This is a genomic window from Streptomyces spongiae, from assembly GCF_009377185.1.
Taxonomy (GTDB): Bacteria; Actinomycetota; Actinomycetes; order Streptomycetales; family Streptomycetaceae; genus Streptomyces; species Streptomyces spongiae.
In genome coordinates this window covers 11,091-30,800 of the sequence record NZ_VJZC01000061.1, presented here as the reverse complement: position 1 = coordinate 30,800, position 19,710 = coordinate 11,091, and the positions used below count along the sequence as shown (strand labels likewise).

Genomic DNA, 19,710 nt, shown 5'->3' with positions numbered 1-19,710 from the left:
GGGAGTTCCTGCTGCTGGCCGGGGGCGGAACGGTCATCGGCGGGGCGCTGGCCGGTGTCGTCTCGGTGATACGGCGGCGCACCGAGGACCCCGTCCTGGAGACGGTGATCGCCCTGGTCACCCCCTACGCCGCGTACGTGGTCGCCGAGGCCGCCCGCACCTCCGGCGTCACGTCCGTCGTCGTGGCGGGCGTGGTTCTCGGCGGTCGCGGTGACCGGCTCACCAACGCCCGCATCCGGCTGCAACTGCACGCGGTGTACGGCACGGTGGTGTTCCTGCTGGAGAGCGTGGTGTTCTCCCTGATCGGTCTCGCACTGCCGGAGCAGGTCCGGGCCCTGTCGGACGGCGACAAGGCGTGGCCCCTGTACGCCCTCGCGATCGCCGGCACGCTCATCACCGTGCGCATGCTGTGGCTGGCGCCGCTGTCGGCGGCTCTGCAGCGCAAGGGCGGTATGAAGCGCCTGAACTGGCGGGTGCCGATGGTCCTGACCTGGGCGGGCACCCGGGGCGTGGTGCCGCTGGCCGCCGCCCTGTCCATCCCGGAGGCGACGCGGGCGGGGGCCACCCTGACGGAGCGCCCGCTCGTCCTCGTGCCGGCCACCTCGGTCGTGATCGTCACCCTCGTCGTCCAGGGCTTCACGCCGGCCCCGGTCGTACGCCGCTCCGGCATCGCCCTGGAACCCGACCACACCGAACGCGAGGAGGCCGAGGCCCGCTGCCGCCTCGCCGGCGCGGGCATCGGCCGGCTGGAGGAGGTCGCGGAGCTGGAGGAGGCCCGGCTAGCCGATGCGTGACCGCTCCGCTCGGAGCGCTGTGTGGGATCAGCGCCGTTGAACTTGGTGTCGTGGGGACGCTGCGGGTCTGCTGTGGCTGGTCGCGCAGTTCCCCGCACCCCTTACGGGACGCGCCCATAGAGGTTCAGTAGCCGCTACCGTCGCTCGTGCTGGTGCCGCCCACCGTGAGCTCGGTCTTCATGCCGAGGTCCTTGTGGTTGCCGACGGGGCAGAAGACCTCGTACATGCCGTCCTTCAGCGTGATGGTGAGGTTCGCCGACTCTCCGGGTGCCAGTGTCCGCGTCTTCTGTTCCGTGCCCTGTCCCTCGATCTCCATGGCGTGGTCGTGATGGCCGTCGTTCGTGGCGACGAAGGTGTACTCACCCGCCTTCAGCGTCGTCTGGGGCAGTTGCATCCTGAAGTCGGTCATCTTCACGTTCACCTGCGTGGCTGACGTTGTCGAATCACCACCACCGTTACCGCCTCCGCCTCCGTCTCCGCACGCCACGAGGATGCCCGCCAGTGCTCCGGCGGCCAGCGCGGGCGCGACGGTCCTGCGCATAAACGTCACGAGCGTCGTCGCCATGTCTCGGCCCTCCGTGAGAAACCTTCCTGACCAGAGGTACGGGCGGACCTCGCCAGGGGATTTCCGGCGGGCGGGAGAATGGAGGGCGTGATCCCGCGTGGAACCCGGGGAATCCGTCCGGCGCGGTCCGCCGTATCCACTGGTATGCGGAGATTGGGCCTACCGCTCGGGCGGGTCCCGGACGAGGCGCTGCTGGCGGGTATGGCGACCGGCGACCCGGAGATCGCCCTCGCGTTCGTCCGCCGGTTCCAGCGCATGGTCTTCGGTGTCGCCATCGCGGTCGTCGGCGACCCCCAGCTCGCCGAGGACATCGCCCAGCAGACCTTCGAGAGGGCCTGGCGTCATGCGCAGGTCTACGACTCCCGGCGCGGATCGGTGAAGACCTGGTTGGGGGCCATCACGCACAACCTGGCGATCGACGCCGTCCGAGCGCGCAGGGCGACGCCGGTCTCCCCCGAGGATCTCGACGATCTGCTCGGCGTCGTGACCCGGACGCCCGAGGAGTGGGCGCTGGCCGACGACGCGGCGGCCCGGATGCGGGCCGCGGTGGCGGACCTGCCGAGCGAGCAGGCGCGTGCCGTGGTCATGGCCGGGATCTACGGGATGACGGCACGGCAGATCTCCGAGTTCGAAGGCATACCCCTGGGCACGGCGAAGACACGGATCAGGACGGCGATGGGGAAGCTGCGGACGGTTCTGGGACCCGAGCGAGCCGATCATGACTGACAGGGACTGCGAGCGCTTGAGGGCCGTCGCCGAGGAGCTGGCGCTGGGCATCCTCTCCGGTCAGGAACGTTCCGAGGCCATCACCCACCTGGACCGCTGTGCCGTCTGTCGCGAGCACGTCGAACGGCTGACGCTCGTCGGCGACGGACTGCTCGCTCTCCTGCCGGGCAGCGAGCCGCCCGCCGGCTTCGAGACCCGGGTGGCGGACGGACTGGGCCTGAACCGGGCGGCGCGTCGGCGGCGGCCACGGGCCGTCGTCGCGGTCACGGCCGCCGCGGCGGTCGCCCTCGGGTTCGGCTTCGGCGGCTGGGCCGTCGGTACGGCCGTCGAGGAAGCCTCGGCTCCCTCCTCGCGGAGCTCCGAGGGCGTCGGCTCGGAGCACGGACTGCTCGAAGCGTCACTGCTGACCCCTGACCAGCGCACGGTGGGCCGGGTCTTCGCCTACACCGGGTCTCCCGGCTGGGTCTACATGGCGGTCGACCTCGGCCAGGACCGATCCGGCTCCGGCTCCGGTTCCGATTCCGATTCCGATTCCGGATCCCGGGTCGTGTACGGGTCCGAGGCCGCAGGTTCGCGGGACGCGTACCCCGAGGCCGGCAAGGTCAGTTGCCGGCTGGAGCGTACGGACGGCACGTCGATCCGCATCGGTGAGTTCTCCCTCGACGAGGGTGGCCGAGGGCACTGGGGAGCCCCCACGCGGGTCGACCCGGACACGGTGTCCGGCGCCCGGCTGCTCTCCGCGGACGGCTCCGTCCTGGCCACGGCGCACTTCGCCGCACGCCAGGGCCAGTGACCCGAGCTGCTCCAAGGGCTTACGGTCTCGGCATGACACTCGACCCGGAGGTGGGCGTCCCCGATGCCGCGCCCAGCGAACGACCCGCGCCGATGACGTTCACCGACCTAGTGGAACGTGCCGCGTCGCTCGTTCGCCCCGGCCGCCGAGCGCTCCTGGGTGTCACCGGGAGTCCAGGGGCGGGCAAGACCACGCTGGCCGAGCACCTGGTCCGGGCGCTCAACGCCGACGGGCAGCCCTGGGTGGCGCACGTGCCCATGGACGGCTTCCATCTCGCGGACGTCGAGTTGCGCCGGCTCGGGCGGCTGGACCGCAAGGGCGCGCCCGACACCTTCGACGCGGCCGGCTACGCCGCGCTGCTGCGTCGGCTGCGTGACGAGGACGACGACGTCGTGTACGCGCCGGGCTTCGAGCGCGTCCTGGAACAGCCGATCGCGGGCGCGATCCCGGTGCCGCGCACGGCCCGGCTGGTGGTCACCGAGGGGAACTACCTGCTGGTGGAGGACGGGGACTGGGCGCGTGTCCGTCCCCGGCTCGACGAGGTCTGGTTCTGCGAGCTCGACGAGCCGGAGCGCGTACGGCGGCTCGTGGCCCGTCACGAGGAGTTCGGCAAGGACCACGACGACGCGGTCGCCTGGGTCCTCGGCTCGGACCAGCGCAACGCCGAGCTGGTGGCGACGACACGGCACCGGGCGGACCTGGTCGTGCCCGCGACGGCCCTGCCGGAAGTGGTGGCAGAGGCCGGTTGAGGACGCCGGGGACGGGGGGTGGTGACGCGTGCGGCCGTCCCGTCGGCTCACCTGCCCACCCGGCGCCCGCTCGTCAGCGGTGCAGCGTCAGGACCGGCTCGCCCCGGGCATCGCCCGCCGGGTCGCCGATGACGGCGGTGAACGCCTCGGTGCGTACGGCCAACCCGTCGGGGACGCGCTCGAAGGCGGGAGCGAAGGTGCCGCCGGGGCCGTAGCGGACGGCGAAGACGTCCAGGTCGGCCGGGGCCCCGGGAGCCGGGTCCGCCTCGAACGCCGTGGAGGCCACGAGGTGGCTCCAGCCCTGGTCGGGGTTGCCGTAGCCGCGCGGGTCGGCGGCGAGGACGAACGCCGCCTGTTCCTGGGTCGTCTCCGAGCGGGCGTCGAAGTGGTCCGGGCCCTCGGTGAGCGGGTGGGTCAGACGCAGGGCGCCCGCCGAGGCCATCTCGACCGCGTCGATCCTGCGCACACGGTCGCCGTCGTCCGCCGCGTACGGGAGTCCGGCGAGCAGGTGCGGCGTGCCCCCGAGGTGTTCGACGGAGACCGTCATCCACATCCGGGTGCCGTCCGTGACGTACAGGGACTGGACGTGGCGCAGGACGTGGTCGCGGGTGACGACCGGCTTGGTGACGAGCTTGGCGGTCAGCGTGTCCGTGCGCAGGTCGCGTACGCGCACCTCGCCCATGGGGCGGCACAGCAGGAAGCCGTCGGTGACCGGGCCGAAGCCGTGCTGGCGGTTGACGGCGGCCGGAAGCAGGTAGGTGCCCGCCGCCTCCACCAGGGACGGCGTCATACGGTCGTCGAAGGCGACGGAGACGGTGCCCGCGCGCAGCTGGTGGCGGGCGGAGGCCGTGCTGGGGGTGCGGTGCCAGACGGTGGTGTCCTGGATCTGCCAGACCAGCATGAACGCGAAGTGGCCGTCGATCCCGCCGTCCTGCTTGACCGCGTAGCGGGCCCAGCGCGTGTCACCGCGGTAGCGGCCGAGGTCGGCGCCGACGCGGTGGCCGAAGTAGCGCAGGCCGAGGACGGACTCGAACGCGGAGTGCTGTTCGCTGTAGCGGGGGCCGCCGACGTCGAACCCACCGCTGGTCAGCCGTGCGTCGAGGTAGCGGGCCAGGGCCTCCCCGTCCTCGGCGAACACCTCCTCACCGCTGACCAGGTGGGCCTGGGCGAGGAAGGACAGGGAGATCGGACTGTAGTTGTTGTCGTACGCGCCGCCGTGCTCCGGGGGCAGCAGCGCACCCCGGTCACGGACCCGGTGGGCGCGGATCTCGTCCAGGTACAGGCTCATCGCGCGCGAGCGCACCGCCTCGGCCTCGTCGGACGGGAGGTGCCGGGCCAGCATGAGACCGCCGACCACGCAGCCGATGGCCTGGTTGCCGGCCTCCTGCGGGTTGAAGAAGGTCGCCTCGGTCAGCCAGCGCCAGTAGCCGCGGGCCAGCTCCAGCAGTTCGGCGCGCTGTGCGTCGGTGAGGAGGCCCTCCGCCCCGTCGAGGAGGTTCACCGCCTGGAGCAGCGCCCACACCGTGCTCGGCCAGTCGCCGATGGGGTGGGCGCCGGGCTCCAGGACGTACCGGGCGTGCGCCAGGCCCGAGGCGCGTACCCGGAGGTTCGGATAGCCGGGGTTGTCCTCGGTGAAGACGCGTTCCCGGAGGTGGAAGTCCGTGCTGCGGCGCACCGCCTCCGGCAGGCGCGGGTCCTTGCCGCGCTGCCAGGCGAGCGCCAGCAGCGAGGTGATCCCGAGCGAGGTGTCGCCGATGTCGTTCACGCAGTCGGGGTGTTCGAGGTTGCCCTCCGGTGTCATCCGGGCCAGGGCCTGCTCGGTGACGTCGGCGAGGACGGCGTCGTATGCCTCGGGGGTGTCGGGCAGGTTGTGCAGGGAGCCGCGCTGGTGGAGGAGGTACACGCGACGGGGCGGGAGGTGCACGGGGATCAGCCCTTCATGCCTGAGTTGGCCATGGCGTGGGTCGTCGGGGTCACACGACAGGTGCGGGCCGACGGGCGCGCAGTGCGACGGTCAGTGTGTGCGGGCCCTGTCCACCGATGGGGCGGCCGCCGGCGAGGCGGCCGTCCGGTCGGCGGCACGGGCCGCCGACCGGACGAACTCGTGGTCGAGCGGGGTGAGCAAGGTCAGTCCTTCAGTCCGGCATTGATGTCGGCGTTCATGACGTAACGCTGGAACACCAGGAAGACGACGATCAGCGGAATCATGGAGATCACCGATCCCCCGAGCAGCACCGACCAGTTGATGTTCTGCGCCCCGACGAGGCTCTGGATGCCGATCTGCACGGTGAACTTCTCGGGGTCGTTGAGCATCAGCAGCGGCCAGATGTAGTCGTTCCACCGCCACTGGAACGACAGGATGGCGAGCGTCAGCATGATGGGCCGGGAGATCGGCACCATGATCCTCAGGAAGATCGACAGCTCACGCGCGCCGTCGATGCGGGCGGCCTCGATGAGCTCGTCGGGGACCGTCAGGAAGAACTGGCGGAACATGAAGCACCCGGTCGCGGTGAGCAGGGCCGGGAGGATGATGCCGGCGAGCGAGTTGTAGAGGCCGAGGTCGCGGACCACCAGGAACTGCGGGGCGAGCATGACCTCGGACGGCAGCATCGTGGTGGCCAGAATGCCGACGAAGAAGACCTTGAGCCACTTGTTGTCGTACTTGGCCAGCGCGTACCCCGTGCAGCAGCTGACTCCCACCGTGAGGAGCGTCGCGATCACACACACGATGGTCGTGTTGATGAAGTACTGGGAGAAGTTGGCGCTGTCCCACGCCGTCTTGTAACCCGACAGGGTGGGGTCGTGCGGAAGCAGCGTCAGCGGAAGGGAGAACAGGTCTCCCGCCGGTTTGAAGGAGCTGAGGACGAACCACAGCACCGGCAGCCCGTAGAGGGCCGCCAGGACCCACAGCAGTGTCGTCGCGGGCACCGCGCGCCGAAGCCCACCGCTACGCCCGCTGCGGGGCCGCCTCTTGGAAAGGGCCGGTACGGAATCGGCGTCGACCTTACGCGGCGTGTCTGTGGTTGTCATCGGTTCTCCACCCGCCGGTTGACCATCATCTGGATGATCGCGACGACCATCAGGATGAGCATGAGCACGAACGACGCGGCGCTCGCGTAGCCGATCTGGCCGGACTTGAAGCCGGTCTGGTAGATGTACTGGACCAGCAGGTTGTTCGACGTTCCGGGTCCGCCGTTGTTGAGGGAGGCGAACAGCGGATACTCCTTCATCCCGTGGATCGTGTTGAGCAGGATGACGATGAAGGAAGTCGGCGCGATGCTCGGCAGGGTGATGCTGATGAACTGGCGCCACGGACCGGCGCCGTCGAGCGCCGCCGCCTCGTAGTACGACGTCGGTACGTTCTTGATCGCCGCGATGAACAGCAGCATGGAGAAGCCCGTCCAGGCCCAGGACGCCGCCACCACGACCACGATCAGTGACAGGTCCGCGTTCGACTGCCACGGAACGGCACTTCCGCCGACCTTCTCGATGAGGTAGTTGACCAGCCCGAAGTTCTCACCGAACAGCCACCGCCACAGGACACCCACGACGATGGGCGACAGCAGCCACGGGATGAAGAAGAAGATACGGGCCACCGACACGCCCTTGGCGTGCTTGCTCACCAGCACGTTGGCTATGAGCAGCGAGAACACGAAGTTCAGCGGAACGAAGAGCACCGTGTACAGCAGCGTCCGTGTCATCGCGTCGTAGAAGACGGAGTCCCCGAACAGGTTGCTGTAGTTGTCCAGTCCGACGAACTGGAACGCCCCTACGCCCGTGTAGTTCGTGAAGGAGTAGACGAGCCCGATCACCGCCGGCCAGAGGAAGAACAGCGCGAAGAGCACGACATTGGCCGCGATGAGGACGAGCGGCGCGACGGTGTACTTGCTGCGTCTCCTGGGCGGGCTCACGGACACGTCCGAGGCGCGTTTGGTCATCTTCCTGACTCCGTGCTGGTGGATTGGGTTCCTGTGGGCTCAGGCCATGAGCCCGGCGTCGCGTGGGCGCCGGTGGACCCGGGCGGCGGTGGCTCGACCCCGCCGCCCGGGCCCACCGGCCAACGCTCAGCCGCCGACCTGCTGGTTGTAGCCGGCCACGATGTTTTCCAGGGCCTTGTCGGCCGACTGCTGGCCGTTGATCGCCTTGCCGAGCTCCGTCTTGGTCGGGTCCTCGGTGAGGCTCTTGCCCTTCAGCACCCAGTTCGTCTGCGCGCGGTTGAAGTAGCCGGAGATCGGGTCGTAGAGCGGGATCGACTCGTTGTACAGCTTGAACGCCGCCTGTGCCGCCTCGGACTTGAAGGGGTACTTCGGGTTCAGACCGCTCTCGACCGGCAGGAACCCGGACGTCTCGCACAGCGTCTGGTAGTGGGCCGGCTCGTACAGCCAGGACAGGAAGTCCTTCGCGGCGGCGGCCGCGTCGGCGTTGTTGTTGAAGCCCACCGTCATGCCGCCGCTGTTGACGTCACTGGCCTGCACCGGCTGGGCGGGAGTCGGGACACTCGCCCACTCGAACTTCTTGATGCTCTCCGAGAAGGCGGCCACCTGCCACACGCCGGACCAGTAGGCGACCACGTCACCGCTCTGGAACATGGCCGCCGGGTCGGCGCCGCTGGTCCACACCGACTTCGGCATGGTCTTGTCGTCGTTCAGCCCGACGAAGTACTTCACGGCCTTCTTGGTCGCCGCGTCCACCGAGAACTTGCCCGAGGAGTCCCCGTGGACGTACTTCCCGCCCATCTCGTACACCATGGCGCGAAGCCGGGACGGCGACTGGTCGAACGTCAGGGAGTACTTGGCCTTGGTCTTCTCCCGGACCTTGTCCGCCGCCTTGATGAACTCGGTCCAGGTCCAGGTCTTCTGGGGCGAGGTCGGGTAGGAGACGCCGGCCTTCTCGAAGAGCGACTTGTTGATGAACATGCCGGACGCGGTGACGTCCGAGGGGATGGACAGCACCTTCCCGGACGAGTCCTTGGCGAGGAAGTTGGCGTTGATGTTGTTGCTCTTCTTGTTGGCGATGGAGCTGAGGTCGATCAGCTTGCTCGACCAGATCGGGTCCAGCGCCGGCACGGCCGCCACGTCGGGCAGGGAGTTCGCCTGCGCGGCATTGTGCAGCTTCGTCGTGTAGCCGTCGTAGGGGATGTTGACGAGCTTGACCTTGACGCCGGTCTCCTTCTTGTACTGCGCCACCATCTTCTTCCAGCCCGCGTCCTGCCCCGGAACCGTGGAGATCCAGAACGTCAGCGACTTGGAAGTCCCGCCCGAGTCGGACCCCGACCCGCAGGCGGAGAGCAGAAGGGCACCTGCCGTGGCCACGGCAGCGAGGGGAACCACGCGACGTATGCCGCCGCCGAGTCGGCGGGAGCGCCGCACACCCACACTGGTCATTTTCGATCCCTTTTCGTCGTACTGGACGGAGCACGGCGCCAGCCGAGGCGGCACGGGTGCATTTTGCAGGAAATTTCGCTTTCCGGGGGCACGGCCTCGCCCGGCCGTATCGCCTTGACGGGTGGGGTCCCCGGCCATGACGGCCGACGTCGCACAAGCACGCCCTCGTGCGGCTGCCGTACTTCGCGTACGGTCGGGAGGCTCACCCGGAGTCGACGTCCCGGCCGACTCAGAAAGCGCTTGTCCGGACATTGGCAGAAGGCGGTGGAGTCCGTCAATGCTTCACTAGCACCCCATCGGTCACGGTTTGGATTCCTCGGGCCACGGCCAGCTCGGTGGCCCCTACAACGGTGCCGCTGTCACCGAGGGCGCTGCTCACGACCTCGGTGGGCCAGCTCAGCCGGGCCAGTTCCGCCCGGACGCCGGGCAGGAGCTGCGGGTTCGACCCGACGTCGCCGCCGAGGATGATCAGGCCGGGGTCGAGGACGGCCGTCGCCGCGGCGGCCAGCCGGCCGATGTCGGCGGCATGGCGGCCGACGGCGTCACACGCTCTGGCGTGTCCCGCGTCGGCGAGCGCGAAGAGCCGCTCGGCGCTGCGGGGGCGCGGCCCGTCGCCGTCCTGCCAGGCGGCCGCCGCCCGGCGCAGCAGGGAGCGCGCTCCCAGATGTTCCTCCAGCCCCTCGTGGCGCGGCTCACGGTCCTCGACCCACGGGTAGGGCAGCCGGGCCACCTCTCCGGCGGCGTGGTTCGCTCCGCGCAGCACCTGGCCGTCGATGACGACGCCGAGGCCGATGCCCACGCCGATCCGCAGGTAGCCGAAGGTGTCACGGCCGCGGGCGGCGCCTTCGTGCAGTTCGGCGAGCGCGGCGCAGTTGACGTTGTTCTCGAGGTGGACGGGCACTCCGGGCGGCAGGGCGACGGCCATGGCGTCGAACGCGGGACCGGCCTTGGCGGTCGCGGGGCGCTCCCCGGCGCCCTCCCGGCCCCCCGTGGTGACGTCGCCGACGGCTACGACGACGGCGCGCAGCGGAGCTCCCGCCGGGAGCTCCGCGAGGACCTTGGAGACGACGACGGCGGCGTCCGGCCGGGAGCCCGTGCCCTGCGCGAGCAGGGTGCCGTCCAGGGCACAGCCGCGCACCTGGGTGCGGCTGGGGCCGAGGTCGACGGCGAGTACGGCGCCGGCTGCCGTCCCGAGGCCGTAGACCGCGGCGGACCGGCCGGTGCCGCCGGAGGCGGTGCCGGAGCAGGCGGCGAGTCCGGCGGCCTCGAGCTCGGCCACGGCGGAGGAGACGGTCGGTTTGGAAAGACCGGCCCCGGCCGCCAGTTGGGGGCGGGTGGCCTCGCCCGCCGCGGCCAGTACGGCGAACACGGCGCGGGCGCTCTCGCTCAGGTGCATGGTCTCCCCAGTCGTACCGCGGCGATCGGGCCGCGAGGGTTCGTTCGGCATCCGTGTCCGAACCGCTTGACGCACCCTTATTCGTTAGTTAATTTCCTAACGAAGTCAAGCGGTACTCGCCTACCGCAGCCAGCCGAGGCCCGTCCCGGGGCTTCCCGAACATACTCCAGTCCTGTCTGTCCGGGCACGGTTCGCCCACCGTCGCAAGCGAACGCAACGACGAAAGAGGCTCCGTGCAGGACTCCACGCCCGTCGCGGTCGGTATCGACGTGGGCGGCACCAAGACCCATCTCCGTGCGGGGACGGGTTCCGGCGCCGATCACGTCCGTACGAGCAGCGGATGGCGGCCACACGACCCTGTGGCCGCCGCCGCGTGGCTGACCGCGCTGGTCCACGACGCCCTTCCCTTCGGTACCCGCCCGTCCGCCGTCGCGGTGGGCGGGCACGCCTGTGAGACGCCCCGGCAGTGCGAGGCCCTCCGTGTCGTACTCCAGGAACGGCTTCAGGTGCCGTGCCTGGTCGTCGGTGACGCCGAGCTCCTCGTGCCCGCCGCCGGCCTGGACCAGGGCGTCGGTCTCGTCGCCGGGACCGGTTCGGTGGCGGTCGGCCGGCTCCCCGACGGCAGTCCGGTGCAGGTCGGCGGCTGGGGTGCCGTGCTCGGCGACGAGGGCGGCGGCGCCGGTCTCGTCCGTGAGGCGGCCCGTGCCCTCTGGGCCGCGCATGATCGCGGGGAGGCCCCCGACGCGCTGGCCGACCGGCTCGTCACCGCCTTCGGAGTGAGTGAAGTCCCCGCTCTCGGCGCGGCGTTGGAGAGCGCCACGGACGCGTCGGCCGAGTGGGGGCGGCACGCTCCCGTCGTGTTCGCGGCGGCCGAGGACGGTTCCCGGATCGCCCGCGAGGTGATCGCGGACGGGGGCCGTGCGCTCGCCGCTCTCGTGGTCCGGCTCGCCGAGCGCGGTGCCTTCGTCGACGATGTCGTGATCGCGGGCAGCACGGTCCTGCGCCAGCCCACCCTGTATGAAGCGTTCGCCTCCGCCCTCGCCGCGGCGCTGCCGTCGGCGCGGCCCCGCCCGCTCGACGTGCCGCCGGTCGAGGGGGCGGTGGCGCTTGCACAATCCCTCCTTCGATCGGTCAGCCTCTGATCACCACGTGGTCATCAAGTGGTCATGAACCGGTCACGCGTCACCCCCAGTCTCTGCCCGAAGATCGTTCACCTTGAAAGGAGCGGCACCCGCATGCCGTCATCAGCCGGGCACCACAGCACCAACCGGCGTGTCTTCCTGAGGAACTCACTCGGCGCCTCGGCGGGTCTCCTCGCCGCTCCGACCGTCGCCACCTGGTGGAAGGCCCCCGGAGCCCGGGCCGCCACCTCCCCCGCGGCCTTCGTCGACGACTACACCACCAACGTCACGTCCAACCTCACCCCCGAGACCAACGCGGTGATCCGCGCCCTCGGTGGCTTCGCCGAGGTGTGGAAGACCGGCGCCGAGTGGGACACGGGCACCCCGCTCATGCCCGAGGTGCTGCGCGCCAACATGCGCTACTGCGCGCGCATCACCTCCCGCCGCACGGACGCGCAGGCCCGCGAGGCGTTCGTCTTCGACCGGCAGCACCAGAGTTACGCGATGATCGCCGCCCTGGGCCCGCTCGCCGAGCTGTACAAGTCGGGGGCCAAGGCGGTCACCTCCATCACCAGCGCCCCGGACGGCACCCCTTCGGGCAAGATCAACGACGCCGTTCCGGCCGACGCGCCCGCCGGTTCCGCGCTCGGCGCGGGCAGTTACGACTCGGACCTCGGGCAGGTGGCCAAGCTGGTCGACACCGTGCGCGGCCCGTTCGCCTCGGGCAACCCGGCCAAGTTCGCCTTCCAGTACCCCCGCCCGTGGCGGATGAACGAGGACAGCGAGGTCGTCGACACCGGAAAGACGGACGCGCTCGGCTTCCCGGTGTACGACTCCGACGTGATCGTGGCCCCGCAGCTGCTGTGGCAGCGCGGCACGAACGGCGCGGAGGACGGCGGCTTCCCCAGCGGCCACACCAACGCCTTCCACCTGGCCGCGCTGGCGTACGCGTACGCGGTGCCCGAGCGCTTCCAGGAGCTGGTGACCCGCGCCTTCGAGCTGAGCCACACCCGCATCATGTCGGGCATGCACTCCACGGTCGACGTCCTGGGCGGACGCACCATGGCCACGGCCCTGGCCGCCGCCGCGCTCGCCGACCCGAAGAACGCCGACCTCAAGGCCGCAGCACGGAAACAGGCAGCGGAGTACTTCCAGCAGCGGACGGGCACGACGGCCGACACCCTGTACGCGTACGCGCACGCGGCGGGCGCGGACACCGACCCCTACGCCGACCGGGACGTCAACGCCCGCGCGGTCGAGCCCCGGCTGACGTACGTCCTCACCCGGCACGGCCGCTCCACACCGCTGACCGTGCCCAAGGGCGCGGAGGTGCTGCTGGAGACGCGGCTGCCGTACCTGGAAGCGGCGCAGCGGCGCGAGGTGCTGCGCACGACCGCCCTGCCGTCGGGGTACGTGCTGCTCGACGGCTGGGAGCAGTGGGGCCGGCTGAACCTGTTCGCGGCGGCCGACGGATACGGCGCCTTCGAGGCGGACGTGCACGTGACGATGGACGCGGCGGGCGGCGGCTTCGGCGCGGCCGACACCTGGCACAACGACATCTCCGGCCCCGGCGGCCTGGTCAAGAGCGGCAGCGGCTCGCTGACGCTGGCGGGCGCCAACCGGTACACGGGCGGCACCACCGTGAAGGAGGGTGTGCTGGCCGCGGGCTCGAAGGAGGCCTTCGGGCGCGGTGACGTCCGGGTGGCGGGCGGCACGCTGGCCACGGGCGACAACACCGTCCGGGTGCGCGGCGGTTACGCGCAGGCCGGCGTCCTCGACGTCACGCTGGACCGCGGTACCGATCCCGCCCTCGCGGTGGACGGCCTTGCGGTCCTGGAGCGGGGCAGTTCGCTGGTGGTCCGGTTCGACGCCAAGCAGTCGCCGCGCCCCGGCAGCACGGTGGCGGTCATCGGGGCGCGGTCCCTGCAGGGCCGGTTCGCCGAGGTCACCGTCGCCGCCGAGGGCTGGCGGGCCGAGCAGGTCTTCACGGCGCACGGCCTGTCGGTACGACTGACAAGGAGCTGACGAACCGTCAAGCCTGAGTACGGGACTCCAGGTCGAGACGGGTGTCGTTGCCGTAGACGCCCGTCTCGTCCCCCCGGATCCCGTACCAGAGCTGGAAGCGGGCGACGGCCTCGGTGAGCGTGGAATCGTACGTACCGCTGGTCGGACCGTTGTCGTACACGTTCGGGATCTTGCGCAGCCGCTCCTGGAGCTCGGTGACCTCCGCTCCTGTGTCGCCCTCGCGGAGGGTGCCCGGGCCGTCCGGGTCCTCCGCCTGCTGCGGGGGTGGCGCCGAGCCGGTTGCGGTCGGGGTCGGCTCTTGCGTCGGGGTGCTGGGGCGCGCCTCGTCGCTCGAGTCGCCGCCGGGCACCAGCAGGGCGGCGCCGAAGCCGATCAGAGCCGCCGCGGCCACGCCGACGACGACCGCGGCACGGCGTAGATCCACACCGCCCGCTCGCTGTGCGGTGTCACGCCTCCGGTCCTGCCGGCGGCCCGCGTCCGCGCTGAAGTCCTCCCCCATCCGGACGGGCGGGAGTTCCTCGGTCTCCGGATCGGGCAGGATGCGCTCGCGCGCCGGCGGGACCGGGACAGCCTCGTAGTCGTCGCCGGGAGCGGGTCCCGGCGGGGCCTGCTGCTCGGTCCTCGCGCGGTCCTGCTCGAACTCCCGCAGCAGTTCCGCCAGTGCCTCCGTCCGCCGACGGCGCATGACATAGGTGGGTTCGATCGGGCGACGCCTCGCCGTCTGCCCCGATTCGGGCGGTGTCGACACACTGCTCTCCTTCCGTGCCAGCGGTCTCCCGCCATCCCCGAGGAGTGATACGGGGCCGCCGACCGGAGAGTTCAAACGGGCGCGGCGTGTGTGCCGGTGTGCGCTCAGGCTCCGTGCGCCCGCTCGACGAAGCGGTCCAGGTGCTCGGGGGCCGGGCGCAGCACGCCGTCCCGTACGGCGAGGGCGGTGGCCTCGGCGCGGGAGGCGGAGCCGGTCTTGCGGAGCAGGTGCTCGATGTGGCTGTGCACGGTGCGCGGGGAGAGGAACAGGGCCTGGGCTATGGCCTGGTTGGTGTCCCCCGTGGCCGCGCGGGTGAGTACCTCCAGCTCGCGGGGGCTGAGTCCGTACGGCAGTGCGGTGGGCGTCTCGTGCACCAGGACCGCCTCGCCGAGAAGGTCCGAGCCCGTGGTGTGCCGGTGGAGGGCGACGCGGTACCAGGTGCCACAGGCCGGCCACAGCAGCCGCAGGCGCTGACCGCCCGTGTCCGCGAAGGCGCTCACCAGGCGGCCGAACTCGTCGTCCTTCAGTACTGCGGCGCGCTCGCGGCCGGGCAGGTCGACGATCCGGCCGGCCGCCACGAGGCTCGCGGCGCCCTCCGCCGGGAGGCCGTGCAGGTCGCCGGTGCGTGCCGTGGGGTCGGCGAGCGCGGCGAGCGCCGGCATGACGGAGGCGAGGAGCCTGCGGGCCTCGGTGTCGTAGGCGTCCGCGCCCTCCGTGGAGAGGTGGACCATGCCGACGATCCGGTCGTGGTGGCGCAGGGCTCCCGTCATCCCGTCACGGAACCCGGAGGGGCGCACCCGCTCGGCGTAGAACCAGCCGTTGCGGAAGCGCTGCCCGCTGTCGTCGGCGTCCTCGGAGATGGACGGCGGCACGTCCTGCCGTACGACGTTGCGGTACCAGGGCGTGGCCACGAACTCGGCGGCCAGCGCTTGCGAGGTCTCGGCGGTGTAGCCGGCGCCGGCCACCTGTACATGCGCTCCGGTGAGCGGGTCGATCCCCAGGAGGGTCGCCGCGTCGAGGGGCAGCGCGCGGGCGAGTTCGCGCAGCGCCTCGGCGCAGGCGGCCGCGGTGTCGCGTTCGCGGGTGAGCATGCCGATGCGGGTGGCGGCCGCGATCTGGTGGTGACTGAGCATGCGAGCCTCCGGGGCCCTGGAGCACGGTCTTCGTTTGGGCCCTAACGATAGGCCCGAGTGTGGTGCCGGACAAGGCGTCGCGCAGCCGGCATGGGGTCAGCCGCGCACAGTCGGCATGTGTACGGCGCCCACAGTCGGTATTTGTACGGATGGTGGCGTGGGGCGCGGGGGTCTTTCCTGGTCGCCACAGCCTGACGCCCGCCATGACGGGCCCGTCTCCTGGAGGACCCCGCCATGATCACGCCCCGGTACGCCGCCGACTCGGCGACCTCGCGCAGACAGTTCCTCTCTTGGTCCGCTGCCGCCGTCGCGGCCACCGCGCTGACCGCGGCCGGCTGCGCGGCACCCGACGGTTCGTCGGCGTCCGAGAAGGCGGCCGCAGACGGCACGGCGTCCACCGCCGCACGGCTGACGAAGATCGGCCTGGACTACCCCTTCACCCAGCTCCCGCTCTACTCGACGCTGGTGAAGCTCTCCACCACCGCCGCGAAGAAGCACGGGATCTCGCTCCTCACCACCAACGACGCGGGCAGCGCCGACACCCAGGCCACCAATCTCAACACCTGGGTCGCGCGGAAGGTCCCGGCCATCGTGTCGTTCCCGATGGTCTTCGAGGCCGCCGAGCCCGTCGCGAAGGCCGCGCTGGACGCGGGGCTGATCTGGGTGACGTACGGCGGCACGCTGGAGCACCAGAGCGCCGACATCCAGTTCAGCTTCCGCGAGGGCGGCACGCTGCTCGGTGAGGCGGCGGCGCAGTGGGCGAAGGAGCGGCTCGGCGGGAAGGGCAAGGTCGCCTTCCTCACCGACAGCACGATCGAGCTGGGCCGGGAACGCACCAAGGGCATGATCGACGCCTTCACGAAGCTGGCGCCCGGCGTGGACGTGGTCGCCCGCGAGCAGGCCATCGACCCGGACACCGGACTGGCGAAGACCAAGGCCATCCTGGCCCGGCACCCGGATCTCAACATCGTCCTCGGCGTCACGGACGCGGCCGCGTACGGCGGGTACAAGGCGCTCCAGCAGGCCGGCCGTTCGAAGGACCACGCGAAGACGTTCGTCGGCGGCCAGGACGGTGCCGCGCCCTCCCTGCTGGCGATCAGGCAGGGCACCTTCTACCGGGCCTCGGCCGCCCTCGCGCCCAAGGCCATCGCGAGCGCCATCGTCGACGTACCCCGCGCGGTCGCCGCCGACAGGAAGAACCCCAGCGCCCAGGTGCCGATCACGCTGGTCCAGCGCGGCGACACGAAGGAGATCGACACGCTGCTCGCCCAGAACGGGCCGGGCCCGTCATGACCGAGCCGAGCCTGAGGATCCGCGGACTGAGCAAGTCGTTCGGCGGAGTACGGGCCCTGGGCGGCGTGGACCTGACCGTGCCGATGGGACAGGTCCACGCCTTGCTCGGCCACAACGGAGCGGGCAAGTCCACCCTCATCAAGTGCCTGGGCGGGGCGTTCCCGCCGGACGCGGGCACGATCGGGGTCGGCGGGAGGACGTACACGCGCCTCAGCCCGCGCGAGTCGATCGCGGCGGGCGTGGCGATCATCTTCCAGACGCTGAGCGTGGTCGACGCGCTGACGGTGGCCGAGAACATCTTCCTCGGCCAGGAGTGGACCCGGTTCGGGCGGATCGACCGGAAGGCCCAGGAGGAGGTCGCCGCCGGACTCCTGGAGCGAGTCGCGGCCAGGTGCTCGCCGCGTGACCGGGTGGGTGATCTGCCCATGGGCCAGCGGCAGTTGGTGGAGATCGCCAAGGCGCTCAGCCGCAGCGCCTCCGTTCTCGTCCTGGACGAGCCGACCGCCGCGCTCTCGGGCGCCGAGAGCGACGCCCTGGCGGAACGCGTCGAGGACCTGCGCGCCCAGGGCCTGGCCATCGTGTACGTCACCCACCTCCTGTCGGAGGTCGAACGACTCGCGGACGCGGTGACCGTACTGCGGGACGGGCGGGTCGCCCACCACGCGCCCATGACGGGGCAGACGCGACGCGAGCTGGTGCGGGCGATCGTGGGGCGGGCTGTGGGGGACGAGGCCGGTGCGGAGGGCTCCGCACCGGCGAGGGAGCACGGCAGAGGCGTCCACGCCGGGAGTGCGGACGCGACGCCCCGGGCCCCCGACGGCACGGCACCGAACGAACCGGGCGAGGTCGCGGGCGTCGGCACGCCTTCGGACGGGCCGACCGAAGCGCCCGGTGACGGCCCTGCGGTCGAACAGGCGAAGCCCGACGCCGACAGGGCCCTGAACGCAGCGGTCAGTGGTGCTGACGGCGAGGGCGTGGCCGGCACGGTCGAAGCGATCGTGGACGACGCCGCAGGCGAAGCCGCAGAACCCGACGGCCTCGGGGCCCGGGACCGCACGGGTGGCGATACCGAGGACGAAGGGCCGGCCGCAACAGTCGGCGCGACAGCCACCGACGGCGGCCGGCCGCCCGCCGAACAGGTCGTATCCGTCGCCGCCCGGACGCCCCGGCGGCCCGACGCCCCTCCGGCCCCGCCCCGTCTCACCGTGGACGGTCTGTGCGGCCCCGGGTTCGGGCCCGTCTCGTTCGCGGTGGCCGAGGGCGAGCGGGTCGGGCTGTACGGGCTCATGGGCTCCGGGCGTACGCGGCTGCTGGAGACCCTGTTCGGCGGGCGGCGGGCCACGGGCGGTGCCGTACGGGTCGGGGAGCGTGCCGTCGTGATCACCCGGCCCGCCCAGGCGCTGGCCGCCGGGATCGCGCTCGTGCCCGGGGACCGGCGCCGGCAGGGGCTGTTCCCGACGCTCAGCGCGCAGGACAACGCGCTGCTGCCCGCGGTGCGCCCGCTGGCCCGCAACGGAGTGCGGGCGCTGGGCGCCGAGCGCCGGGTCTTCGAGGCGGTGGCCGATGCGATGGGGCTGCGGCCCGCCCGGCCGAAACTCGCGGCGGGCGCCTTCTCCGGAGGCAACCAGCAAAAGCTCGTCCTCGCCCGGTGGATCAACGGCGTCCATGGTGTGGACGTACTGCTGCTGGACGAACCGAGCCAGGGCGTCGACGTCGGCGCCCGGCAGGAGATCCACCAGGTGGTGTCGTCGCTCGCCGCGGAGCGGAAGGCGGCCGTTCTGTTCGCTTCCAGTGACCCCGAGGAGATCGTCGCCCTCGCCGACCGGTGTCTCGTCGTCGCCGGAGGCCGGATCGTCGGCGAACTGTCCGGCGCCCGCCTCACCGAACAGGCCCTGTTGTCGGCCGTCCACCAGGCCGGGACAGATCCCGTGCCCCCTGTGTCGCCCTCGCCCGTCCAAGGAGCAGCATGACCACCGTCGACCGCGCCCTCGGGCGCCCCCGTGCGTTCGCCCCGGTCGGCCTGACCGTCGTACGGCGCCACCCCCTGATCGCCGTGCTCGCCGTCATGGTGCTGGTGTTCCAGCTGGCCACGGGCAGTTTCCTCGACGCGTCCAACCTGTCGGGCATCGCCACCGACGCCGCCACCCTCGCCATCGTGGCCGTGCCGTTGGCGCTGCTGGTCATCAGCGGCTACCTCGACCTGTCGGTCGGTTCCACGCTCGCCCTCGGCGGCCTGGTGGCGGGCTGGCTGGCCGGACAGGGCCAGTCCCCGGTCGTGGCCGTGCTGGGCGCGCTGGCCGCCGGTGCGGCGGTGGGTGCCGTGAACGGCGTGCTGTGCTGCTACCTCGGTCTGTCGGCGTTCATCGTGACGCTCGGCATGCTGACCGCCGTACGGGGCCTGGCGCAGCAGCTCTTCCCCCTGCCGCTGAGCGGCTTCGGCTCCGGGTTCGCCTGGCTGGGCGGCTCCCGGATCGCCGGTGTCGCCGCACCGGTCGTCATCGCCGGGCTCGTCCTGGTGGCGGGCGCCCTGTTCCTGGCGCTCACCCCGGGCGGACGGCACGTGTTCGCGATCGGCGTCAACCGGGAGGCCGCTCACCTGTCGGGCATCAACATCCGCCGTACGCCCTTCGCCCTCTTCGTGGTGACGGGCGTGGCGGCGGCGCTGGCCGGGGCCATCAAGGCGTCGGTGCTGGACAGCGCGGTCGCCGGGACCTCGGGCGCCGGGTTCGAACTGACCGTGCTGACCGCCGTCCTGCTGGGCGGGGTCGCGCTCACCGGCGGCTCCGGCTCGGTTCTCGGCGTCCTCCTCGGCGTGCTGTTCCTCGGCAGCCTGCAGAACGGGCTGACACTGCTGAACGTGCCGACGTTCTGGCAGCAGATGGCCCAGGGAGTCGCCCTGGTGGCGGGCGCGGCGCTCGCGTACTTCGCGCCGCGGACGCGGTAGCCCATACCCCTGTATCCGCCCGACTCGCACCAATAACTC

Annotated in this window: 17 protein-coding genes; 9 read left to right on the top strand and 8 right to left on the bottom strand. The window is 71.5% G+C overall.

The genetic code is table 11. The features are described 5' to 3' along the window. Nucleotides 1–794: cation:proton antiporter domain-containing protein (locus FNH08_RS12120; RefSeq protein WP_228034059.1), on the top strand; the 794-nt coding region annotated here is incomplete at its 5' end. A gap of 124 nt (nt 795–918) precedes the next feature. Here the strand turns inward: FNH08_RS12120 and FNH08_RS12115 are convergent. Beyond that, nucleotides 919–1,359, bottom strand: coding sequence for a cupredoxin domain-containing protein (locus tag FNH08_RS12115; protein WP_152771471.1), 441 nt, complete (start codon nt 1,357–1,359; stop codon nt 919–921). Nucleotides 1,360–1,503: 144 nt separating this feature from the next. Here FNH08_RS12115 and FNH08_RS12110 point away from each other — a divergent pair, with 144 nt between their 5' ends. From FNH08_RS12110 to FNH08_RS12100, 3 genes are read left to right on the top strand one after another with little or no spacing between them, the layout of a single operon-like run. Further along, nucleotides 1,504–2,085: an RNA polymerase sigma factor gene (locus FNH08_RS12110; RefSeq protein ID WP_152771470.1), complete on the top strand. Its 582-nt coding sequence runs from the start codon at nt 1,504–1,506 to the stop codon at nt 2,083–2,085. Further along, a complete protein-coding gene (locus tag FNH08_RS12105; protein WP_152771469.1) occupies nt 2,078–2,878 on the top strand; it encodes a hypothetical protein in 801 nt (266 codons plus the stop codon). The genes FNH08_RS12110 and FNH08_RS12105 overlap by 8 nt, the downstream gene beginning before the upstream one ends. 32 nt (nt 2,879–2,910) lie before the next feature. Then, complete coding sequence (locus FNH08_RS12100) at nt 2,911–3,627, top strand: nucleoside/nucleotide kinase family protein (RefSeq protein ID WP_228034058.1); 717 nt, start codon at nt 2,911–2,913, stop codon at nt 3,625–3,627. 73 nt (nt 3,628–3,700) lie between these two features. Here FNH08_RS12100 and FNH08_RS12095 read toward each other — a convergent pair whose 3' ends face one another. The 5 genes from FNH08_RS12095 to FNH08_RS12075 form a co-directional block, all read right to left on the bottom strand. After that, nucleotides 3,701–5,530, bottom strand: a complete 1,830-nt coding sequence (locus tag FNH08_RS12095) for a hypothetical protein (protein WP_322724303.1) — start codon at nt 5,528–5,530, stop codon at nt 3,701–3,703. Nucleotides 5,531–5,754: 224 nt separating this feature from the next. Next, the gene (locus FNH08_RS12090; RefSeq protein WP_152771467.1) at nt 5,755–6,657 is read right to left on the bottom strand and encodes a carbohydrate ABC transporter permease; all 903 of its coding nucleotides are present in this window, start codon (nt 6,655–6,657) and stop codon (nt 5,755–5,757) included. After that, nucleotides 6,654–7,565: a carbohydrate ABC transporter permease gene (locus FNH08_RS12085; protein WP_152771466.1), complete on the bottom strand. Its 912-nt coding sequence runs from the start codon at nt 7,563–7,565 to the stop codon at nt 6,654–6,656. The genes FNH08_RS12090 and FNH08_RS12085 overlap by 4 nt, the downstream gene beginning before the upstream one ends. A gap of 126 nt (nt 7,566–7,691) precedes the next feature. Then, on the bottom strand, nt 7,692–9,011 hold the full coding sequence (locus FNH08_RS12080) for an extracellular solute-binding protein (RefSeq protein ID WP_152771465.1): 1,320 nt from the start codon (nt 9,009–9,011) through the stop codon (nt 7,692–7,694). A 274-nt stretch (nt 9,012–9,285) separates the two neighbouring features. Further along, nucleotides 9,286–10,407, bottom strand: a complete 1,122-nt coding sequence (locus tag FNH08_RS12075; RefSeq protein ID WP_152771464.1) for an ROK family protein — start codon at nt 10,405–10,407, stop codon at nt 9,286–9,288. A 233-nt stretch (nt 10,408–10,640) separates the two neighbouring features. Here FNH08_RS12075 and FNH08_RS12070 point away from each other — a divergent pair, with 233 nt between their 5' ends. Beyond that, a complete protein-coding gene (locus tag FNH08_RS12070) occupies nt 10,641–11,549 on the top strand; it encodes an N-acetylglucosamine kinase (protein WP_322724301.1) in 909 nt (302 codons plus the stop codon). A 93-nt stretch (nt 11,550–11,642) separates the two neighbouring features. Beyond that, nucleotides 11,643–13,553 (top strand): phosphatase PAP2 family protein, encoded by a 1,911-nt coding sequence (locus tag FNH08_RS12065; protein WP_152771462.1) that lies wholly within the window; start codon nt 11,643–11,645, stop codon nt 13,551–13,553. 7 nt (nt 13,554–13,560) lie between these two features. Here the strand turns inward: FNH08_RS12065 and FNH08_RS12060 are convergent, their stop codons facing one another. Further along, nucleotides 13,561–14,301, bottom strand: coding sequence for a peptidoglycan-binding domain-containing protein (locus FNH08_RS12060; protein ID WP_322724300.1), 741 nt, complete (start codon nt 14,299–14,301; stop codon nt 13,561–13,563). A gap of 104 nt (nt 14,302–14,405) precedes the next feature. Then, the gene (locus FNH08_RS12055) at nt 14,406–15,434 is read right to left on the bottom strand and encodes a helix-turn-helix transcriptional regulator (RefSeq protein ID WP_152771461.1); all 1,029 of its coding nucleotides are present in this window, start codon (nt 15,432–15,434) and stop codon (nt 14,406–14,408) included. 234 nt (nt 15,435–15,668) lie between these two features. Here FNH08_RS12055 and FNH08_RS12050 point away from each other — a divergent pair, with 234 nt between their 5' ends. Genes FNH08_RS12050 through FNH08_RS12040 form a run of 3 tightly spaced genes read left to right on the top strand, consistent with a single transcriptional unit; the run spans nt 15,669 to nt 19,671 of the window. Further along, nucleotides 15,669–16,727, top strand: coding sequence for a sugar ABC transporter substrate-binding protein (locus FNH08_RS12050; protein WP_152771460.1), 1,059 nt, complete (start codon nt 15,669–15,671; stop codon nt 16,725–16,727). Continuing rightward, nucleotides 16,724–18,697 (top strand): sugar ABC transporter ATP-binding protein, encoded by a 1,974-nt coding sequence (locus tag FNH08_RS12045; RefSeq protein ID WP_152771459.1) that lies wholly within the window; start codon nt 16,724–16,726, stop codon nt 18,695–18,697. The genes FNH08_RS12050 and FNH08_RS12045 overlap by 4 nt, the downstream gene beginning before the upstream one ends. Further along, nucleotides 18,694–19,671 carry an ABC transporter permease gene (locus FNH08_RS12040; protein WP_152771458.1) on the top strand — a complete coding sequence of 326 codons (978 nt, stop codon included), beginning with the start codon at nt 18,694–18,696 and terminating at the stop codon, nt 19,669–19,671. The genes FNH08_RS12045 and FNH08_RS12040 overlap by 4 nt, the downstream gene beginning before the upstream one ends. Nucleotides 19,672–19,710: the final 39 nt, after the last annotated feature.

Excerpts from the sequence above, each read along its gene's own strand:
- FNH08_RS12090 (WP_152771467.1), bottom strand. The coding sequence starts at position 6,657 with ATGACAACCACAGACACGCCGCGTAAGGTCGACGCCGATTCCGTACCG.
- FNH08_RS12065 (WP_152771462.1), top strand. The coding sequence starts at position 11,643 with ATGCCGTCATCAGCCGGGCACCACAGCACCAACCGGCGTGTCTTCCTG.
- FNH08_RS12055 (WP_152771461.1), bottom strand. The coding sequence starts at position 15,434 with ATGCTCAGTCACCACCAGATCGCGGCCGCCACCCGCATCGGCATGCTC.
- FNH08_RS12075 (WP_152771464.1), bottom strand. The coding sequence starts at position 10,407 with ATGCACCTGAGCGAGAGCGCCCGCGCCGTGTTCGCCGTACTGGCCGCG.
- FNH08_RS12105 (WP_152771469.1), top strand. The coding sequence starts at position 2,078 with ATGACTGACAGGGACTGCGAGCGCTTGAGGGCCGTCGCCGAGGAGCTG.
- FNH08_RS12100 (WP_228034058.1), top strand. The coding sequence starts at position 2,911 with ATGACACTCGACCCGGAGGTGGGCGTCCCCGATGCCGCGCCCAGCGAA.
- FNH08_RS12085 (WP_152771466.1), bottom strand. The coding sequence starts at position 7,565 with ATGACCAAACGCGCCTCGGACGTGTCCGTGAGCCCGCCCAGGAGACGC.
- FNH08_RS12110 (WP_152771470.1), top strand. The coding sequence starts at position 1,504 with ATGCGGAGATTGGGCCTACCGCTCGGGCGGGTCCCGGACGAGGCGCTG.
- FNH08_RS12050 (WP_152771460.1), top strand. The coding sequence starts at position 15,669 with ATGATCACGCCCCGGTACGCCGCCGACTCGGCGACCTCGCGCAGACAG.
- FNH08_RS12080 (WP_152771465.1), bottom strand. The coding sequence starts at position 9,011 with ATGACCAGTGTGGGTGTGCGGCGCTCCCGCCGACTCGGCGGCGGCATA.
- FNH08_RS12045 (WP_152771459.1), top strand. The coding sequence starts at position 16,724 with ATGACCGAGCCGAGCCTGAGGATCCGCGGACTGAGCAAGTCGTTCGGC.
- FNH08_RS12040 (WP_152771458.1), top strand. The coding sequence starts at position 18,694 with ATGACCACCGTCGACCGCGCCCTCGGGCGCCCCCGTGCGTTCGCCCCG.
- FNH08_RS12115 (WP_152771471.1), bottom strand. The coding sequence starts at position 1,359 with ATGGCGACGACGCTCGTGACGTTTATGCGCAGGACCGTCGCGCCCGCG.